This is a genomic window from Algoriphagus sp. 4150 (assembly GCF_031457395.1).
Lineage (GTDB): Bacteria > Bacteroidota > Bacteroidia > Cytophagales > Cyclobacteriaceae > Algoriphagus.
The window spans coordinates 77,609-84,531 of sequence record NZ_JAVDWS010000022.1; the positions used below are offsets into that span (position 1 = coordinate 77,609).

General features: G+C 42.0%; 5 protein-coding genes. 1 reads left to right on the forward strand and 4 read right to left on the reverse strand.

The genetic code is table 11. From position 1 onward, the window contains the following. Positions 1-78: 78 nt before the first annotated feature. Together J2X69_RS20960 and J2X69_RS20965 are read right to left on the reverse strand one after the other, a co-directional pair. Positions 79-984 carry a helix-turn-helix domain-containing protein gene (locus J2X69_RS20960; RefSeq protein ID WP_310107750.1) on the reverse strand — a complete coding sequence of 302 codons (906 nt, stop codon included), beginning with the start codon at positions 982-984 and terminating at the stop codon, positions 79-81. A 35-nt stretch (positions 985-1,019) separates the two neighbouring features. Then, positions 1,020-1,370 carry a helix-turn-helix domain-containing protein gene (locus J2X69_RS20965; RefSeq protein WP_310107752.1) on the reverse strand — a complete coding sequence of 117 codons (351 nt, stop codon included), beginning with the start codon at positions 1,368-1,370 and terminating at the stop codon, positions 1,020-1,022. A gap of 471 nt (positions 1,371-1,841) precedes the next feature. Between J2X69_RS20965 and J2X69_RS20970 the strand changes: the two genes are divergently transcribed. Next, positions 1,842-2,843, forward strand: coding sequence for an NAD(P)-dependent alcohol dehydrogenase (locus J2X69_RS20970; RefSeq protein ID WP_310107755.1), 1,002 nt, complete (start codon positions 1,842-1,844; stop codon positions 2,841-2,843). Positions 2,844-2,945: 102 nt separating this feature from the next. Here the strand turns inward: J2X69_RS20970 and J2X69_RS20975 are convergent, their stop codons facing one another. Together J2X69_RS20975 and J2X69_RS20980 are read right to left on the reverse strand one after the other, a co-directional pair. Then, on the reverse strand, positions 2,946-4,517 hold the full coding sequence (locus J2X69_RS20975) for a PQQ-dependent sugar dehydrogenase (RefSeq protein ID WP_310107757.1): 1,572 nt from the start codon (positions 4,515-4,517) through the stop codon (positions 2,946-2,948). A gap of 105 nt (positions 4,518-4,622) precedes the next feature. Continuing rightward, positions 4,623-5,642: a helix-turn-helix domain-containing protein gene (locus J2X69_RS20980; RefSeq protein ID WP_310107759.1), complete on the reverse strand. Its 1,020-nt coding sequence runs from the start codon at positions 5,640-5,642 to the stop codon at positions 4,623-4,625. Positions 5,643-6,923 lie beyond the last annotated feature (1,281 nt).

Consider the following 6,923-nt stretch of genomic DNA (forward strand, 5'->3'; position numbering starts at 1 on the left):
TAGCGTATTTTGTTATCCCAAAGGTAGATAGGGAAGCAAAGGTTTGATCTATAACCTTCAAACAGATCATTATAATATTCAAACAGCCTGACGGAATTGGGTAGGAGCCAAGCCAGTGTGTTTTTTTAGGAATAGGGTAAAATAGGAAGGGTATTCAAAGCCCAGACTGTAAGCGATATCGGAGATGTTCCAGTCGGTATGTTGCAGTAGGGCCTTAGCTTCCTTAATAATCCTGGCGGCGATATGAGATGTAGTGGTCTTACCCGTCACTTCTTTTACAGAGCGGTTGAGATGATTGATGTGTATGGACAAAGCTGAGGCATAATCGGCAGGTTTTTTTAGTGTGAGTACGAGTGCGGGGGAATCAATAGGGAACTGCCTTTCTAACAGTTCAAGAAATAAGGAGGAGACTCTGGAGGAGGCATTGGTGTAAGAATGAAAATTTGTGGCTGGATTATTTTTCATGGCCTCATGGATGAGCAGGTGGAGATAGCTGCGTAGTACGTCATACTTATGCTGATAAGTTGAGCGTATCTCGTCCTGCATTTTCAGGAATATCGACGAAATTTCGTTCAATTGAGTCTTGTCCGGAAAGAAAATAGGGGTAAGGCCAATTCTGAATAAAGGTGAATCCCGCAGGTTGCTTACCCGCTCGCTGTGCTGGATGAAATCTTCGGTAAAAAGGCAATACCAACCTGATTGCTGCTCGGACTCTGCTTCCCAGGAATACGGTACGATCGGATTTGAAAAGAGCAGCGCGGGTCGGTCGATCTGTATCCACTTATCCGCATAATAGATCTTGCCCTTACCAATGATCAGGGAAACCTTATAAAAATCCCTGCGGCTATACGGAGTTACTACGGCGCAGGTTTCCCTACTGAACACATTGATATGACCTATGCCCGCATTGTCCAATGGTATATCTGTTGGTGCATGACTTGGCAGCCTATTATAAAAATCGCTAACACTCTCTGCTTGTTTCATACCTTAAATTTATAAAATTCAAACATATGTTTATCCTAGCAGTTGATAGGTTTCCTCTTTTCCTTCTCAATTTGCCGGTCTCCCCATTGTCTTAAATGGTCGATAAAAGGGATAAGTTCAGCTCCTGTTTCTGTTAGTGAATATTCAACCTTTGGAGGGACTTCGTGATAGACTTTTCTTTTCACCAGATTATCATCCTCCAGTTCACGTAGGGTTTGTGTAAGCATTTTGGGTGTAATGTCGGTCAGTGCTTTCCGAAGCTCTCCATAGCGCATTATTTGCTTGCTATGGAGATACCATATAATTCTCCCTTTGTATTTTCCACCAATCCGTCTGAAAGCATAATCTACTGAACAAATTGGGGCATCTGCATATTTTTTCTTCATTTTAGGATTTTTTATTCGTTGATAATCAGCGATAGTATCATTTTAGTATCTAGTGTACAAAAAAGTGCATACTTGTTTCAAAGGTACTGTAAAAATAGCTTTGCCATATAATCTTAAACGTATTTTCATGAAATCGAGCATGATCCCGTACCTACTTGAACACACAGGGGGATGATTATATCCGGGCATACACCGCATCAGCAGAGTTGCTTGTTTTTAGGGCGGGTAGGGGTGACGCAGCAGCGAGCCAGGCGGCTGGCCTGCGGGGGGAAGCTTTGCTGGCGTCTTGGCCTTTTGGTTCTTTTGGGCCAAGCCAAAAGAACAAAGAAATCAAGTCTGCCTGTGGCAGACAGGCCTGCCTACTGCAGGCGGGCTTGATCCCGTACCTACGGGATCATAAAGGTTATTTAATAACCCATTTAAACTCACTCGACTATTTCTCGAAAAGAAAAAAACTTAATTTATAAACACATGAAATCAATCGTAGTAAAGAATAGGTATGGTTTGGATAATGTAACCATAGAAGAACAGGTAATTCCCACTATTCGGGCAAATGAGGTTTTGGTAAAAGTCCAGGCTGTGTCGTTTAACCAACTGGACTTAATGATTGTAAAAGGAGCATTCGGAACAAGTCTTCCTCATACGTTGGGTTCGGATGCAGCTGGGATTGTTGAGGAAATTGGAACTGCGGTTACAAATTTTCAAGTAGGGGATGTTGTAGCTACTCATTTTATTCAGGATTGGCAGTCCGGTGATTTGAAATCAGAGGATTTAGCAAGCCGTTTGGGAACTTCTGTGAAGGAAGTTTTTTCAGAATATATTGCTTTGCCTGAAAGTTCATTGGTGAAAATCCCCAAAAATCTTAGTCCTGCGGAAGCCTCAACATTGCCAATTGCAGGTCTTACAGCGTGGGAAGCCATCGTAAATTTAGGGAAACTGAAGGCTGGGCAAACTGTCTTATTGCAGGGAACGGGAGGTGTTTCAATTTTTGCCTTACAATTTGCAAAGGCATTAGGTGCAAAAGTTATAATTACCTCAAGCTCCAACGATAAATTGGAAATGGCGAAGAAGTTAGGAGCCGATGAAGTGATCAATTATGCCGAAATAGCTGATTGGCAAATGAAAGTTTTGGAATTCACTGAGGGGAAGGGCGTTGACTTAGCGCTGGAAATGTCTTGGGCGGATATGGGTAAAACGATAGAAGGAATGAAGCTTGGTGGAAAAATCGTGGTTATTGGTTTGTTGGGTGGTGCAAATGCGAATTTGTCTGTATTTGGCATTCTGCAAAAAGCGCTTTCGGTTTTGGGTAGCCAAGTTGGTTCCAAATCGTCTTTTGAAGTGATGAACAAGGCGATAGAAGTAAACAACATAAAACCGGTAGTCGACAAAGAATTCACTATAAATCAACTTTCAGAGGCATTGGCCTACTTTGAAGAAGGAAAACATTTCGGAAAGGTTGTTCTTGAGTTTTAAAGCAAGACCCAAACGCTGTCCACATTCAGGACAGCGTTTTTGGTCATTTTGTCTTGTATGCTGGTCTAATGTATTTAGTGTTAAACCAAGATGGAAGTCATTTCAACGCCTAAGATTAAACACCTTAATCAGTTTGCCATCCTCTTCGTCAGAAAGTAAATAGAGTTGACCTCCGGGTGAAACAATTGCTTTTCTTAACCTCACCCGACTATTGATGAAGAGTTCTTCGGTACTTATGATTTTATCACCATCGACCACAATTCTCCATAAACTGCCCTTACTCAACCCGGGCACAATCAGATTGCCTTTCCATTGTGGAAACTCAGGTCCGGAGTAAAAGGTCAATCCTGTTGGTGCAACTGTCTGATCCCATGAATATATTGGATCTGTGAACGTTGCTCCCGCAGTAGTTTTGGGTTGATAATCTGTACGGTATTTACCAGTGGTAACATTCGGCCAACCGTAATTCGCTCCCGGTTTCAGAATGTTCAACTCATCTCCCTGCGTGGAGCCGTGCTCAGTAAACCAAATGTTACCGGTTTCCGGATGTATGGCCATGCCTTGCGAAGCACGAATGCCAATGGCATATAGCCCCTTGATAGCACCTGACCCAAAATGTGGGTTGTCGGTTGGAATACTGCCGTCAGGGTTAATTCTGATTATTTTTCCACGCTTGTCTTTTACGTCCTCCGCAATAGGGATTTCAGGGTTCATGTACTCAAAAAAAATGCGCTCACCAAGGGTCACATACAGTTTGCCGTCACTACCGAAGGTCATGCCACCGCCGTAATGGTAGAGCCCGTGTACATAGGGTTCCGCTACAAAGAGTGTCTCCACATCTTTCAGTTGATTATCCGTCAGCTTTCCGCGAATAACCTTGGTAGTACTGGCGCGCTCTTTATTCTCTGCAGCATAGGAAAGATATATGTAATTGTTTTGATTAAAGTCTGGATCGAGTAGTACCTGAAACCAACCCGCATTGGCACTTAGGGTTTGTCCGTGTAGGCTTTTGGGGAAAATACCTTTTGCGAATTTTGTAGAGTCGATGAAGACAGCCCTAGCGACATCGTCGGGTAAGCCTGAAATTGTTTTGCGTTCTTTAGTTTCAAGATTAACCCGAAGAAGGCCGCCGTCTTTTTCGGCAATAAGCACATCATTTTCTGAAAGGAAGGCCATACTCCAAGGTCTGTTGAGACCAGTCAATACAACTTCTTTTGTTGGCTTTGGGGTGAGCTCTTCAGGCGTTTTGGGAATTGGCGCTGCTGATGTGGCCTTGCTCACTATTTTCCACTGGCCAAGAATTTTTTTAAGCAAGAGTAAATCATGATACCGATTCCCAAAAGACGGAATGTCAATCTCCAATTTGGCATAGGCCACATCTTTTACAATGTCAATGCCGATGATCTTTGAAGGCCGGTCGTTGGGTGTGCCAGGCGCCCTACGCCCATATAATGACGCATAGTCTTCGGAGGTCATATAATAGGCCGAATCCGTGCCATTGTAAAGAAACATTTTGGTATCGGGGAGGAAAGCCAAGGCTATCGAGTCTGGATAATTGTACTGTGTGCCTACAATAAACTGATTGAGTGTTTTGGTGATCTGTTCATGATCTGTCTGGGCAAAACAAGGACTGATGCTTATTACAGCAAGGAATAGGAATATGTTGGTTTTCATTGGATGAATTTATTTGTTCCTCCAAGATTACGGGTAGGGCGCTTAAAAAATGAAGTCAATCGGAGCTAAGAAGTCCAGAATGATCATTCTGGAGTAATTTGTACGTTAAACCAACATTTGCTGGGTCTTTCTATACTCCGAGGGAGTGGAATTCGTAATTTTTTTAAATGCGTCAAAGAAAGATGACTTCGAGCTAAACCCTGCTTCAAAGCCAATGCCTTCCAATGAAAGTTCATTTCTGGTCTGAATCAGTTGCTTCGCTTCTAGTACCCTAAACTCTTTTACATAGTGGGCAAACCCATGCTTGTACTCTTCATTCAGAAGTTTGGATAAACTGTGTTTAGAAAGGCCGGCCATTGTAGCCAGATCGTCTAATTTAAGTTTCTGATTGACATATGGTTTTTGTGTATGCATAAGGAGATTAAGCTCATCCAGTTTTATATAAGCATCCTTGATGGGTTGATCCGCAGATTTAGAAGTGAAAAACTTGCCGGAGAGCAACATTCTCCCAAGCATTAAATACAATGTGAAGGAAAAAATGAGTGCTCCCCATAGGTAGGTAAACAGCCCGTATAGTGCCATCTGGTAGGTCAAATTAATGAAGAGCATGGCAATGGTGAGTATGGCCAAATGTTGCTGCAGCCTGCTCATGGTGGAGGGTTTAAGTAGTGCCGACCCAAGAATTTTAGCCACATAGTACAAGCCTGGCAATGTGAATACTGCCCATACGGTATAAATTGCGTAAACGATATAACCGTTCCATATGGCAGGGCTTGTCCGGTAAGGATAAACTAAACCTACGGTTAAAACAGAGAGAAAAAGTATGGATAGCAGGATAACATCCTTTGTATTTATTTTTCGATAGTGATGGTATGTGGCTTTAGTGTACAGATAAAAGAAAGGTCCTATAAAGGTACAAGCCGAAAGTCCAATCTGAAGGATGAGTAGGTCTACGTTATCCTCAAAATAATAGAACACAGATTTACCAATCCGTAAGCTCAATGCCAACAATAGGCCACCCAGATAGCCATTGGAGATCTTGTTTTGGCTGCGAAAAACCAGAAAAACACCAATTAATAATCCGTTGATTACCCCCAGGCTGGAGAGCAAATAAAGTATCGACATCTTGAGGCTTTTGAGTGATAGCATAAAGATAGAAAAAGAGTCGATCTCCATAATGTAAAGTACTTTGATAGATTCCATGTCAAATCAGACCACATCTATCGGGTGGATTGCGATTATGTGAGTCAGGATACTGAAATGAAATTTATATGAGCGGAGTTTGGAAAAAAAAATCCGAGAGCCATCGGCTTTTACAAAAAGAATGGTTTTATAGCGTTTGATAAGCATATTTTCAAATTGGATGATGATCAGACCGATGTAATGATGAAGCTGGAATTAAGCTGAAAACAGTAAGATGACGGGAGAGACCCGGGCTTTCGTTATGTGCTTTGAATGCTAAAATCACGGCAGAATACAAGCTTGTGAAAGGGGATGGTTTTCCCTGCTCGAACCCAATCAAAATGTTGAAATCGAGCCTACCTACTGGCCAGGCAGGCATGTCGAAAACGACACACACTAGGATGATTGTAAGCCATGCGGGATTCTCCCGATCCGCCGCGGCGGACGGGACAGGCTATCTGACCTCTAAAAATCAAAAAATAATCAGATGAAACACGAGGTTTTTTTATGTATATCCGCTTTTCTACCACTAGAGAAATTAAAGCATCAAAGGATTTGGTGAACTTTATCATTTAGGTTACTTCTGTCATCCGTCATCGGTCTTCTAGCCAAGAAAACAAAGAAAATATGGCTACTGGCATCATTGCGGATAATCATATTATTTTTATATTGAATGATCATAAATCCGTATTCTAATGGTTTTTAGTTTTAATTTAGTTGCTTTTAGATCCTTGGGGTAAGCCCTTGAGAAAAGAAGATTTCCGATCAAGCTTATGGGAAGAAAATGAAGTTTGGGTCTAAAAATTTTGACAGGTAGGATTTATGAAAATCTAATTATATGAAATCGAGTCTACCTTACCTACGGGAGCACATGGAGGGAGATTATAGGCACTATGGGAGGGCTTAATTACGACAAAATCAGTCACTTGAGGTTCAATATAAAACCCCTGTTTTCAGGGATTACCAGATGATTGTAGTCAAACTATTTTTACATACAAAATATATAGCCATGAAATCCAGCCTGACCCCGTACCTACGGGAACACACACTGGGATGATTATAAACCCAGCGAGATTCCATCCCGTTTCCTTCGTCACGGGACAAGTTGTGGCCTTTGAAAGACAAATTTTAAACAGATGAAATATCCATGACGGGAGCGCGACACACAGGGGCATGATTATAAATCCCGGCATCCACCATTTTCGTAGAAATCAACCGGATAAA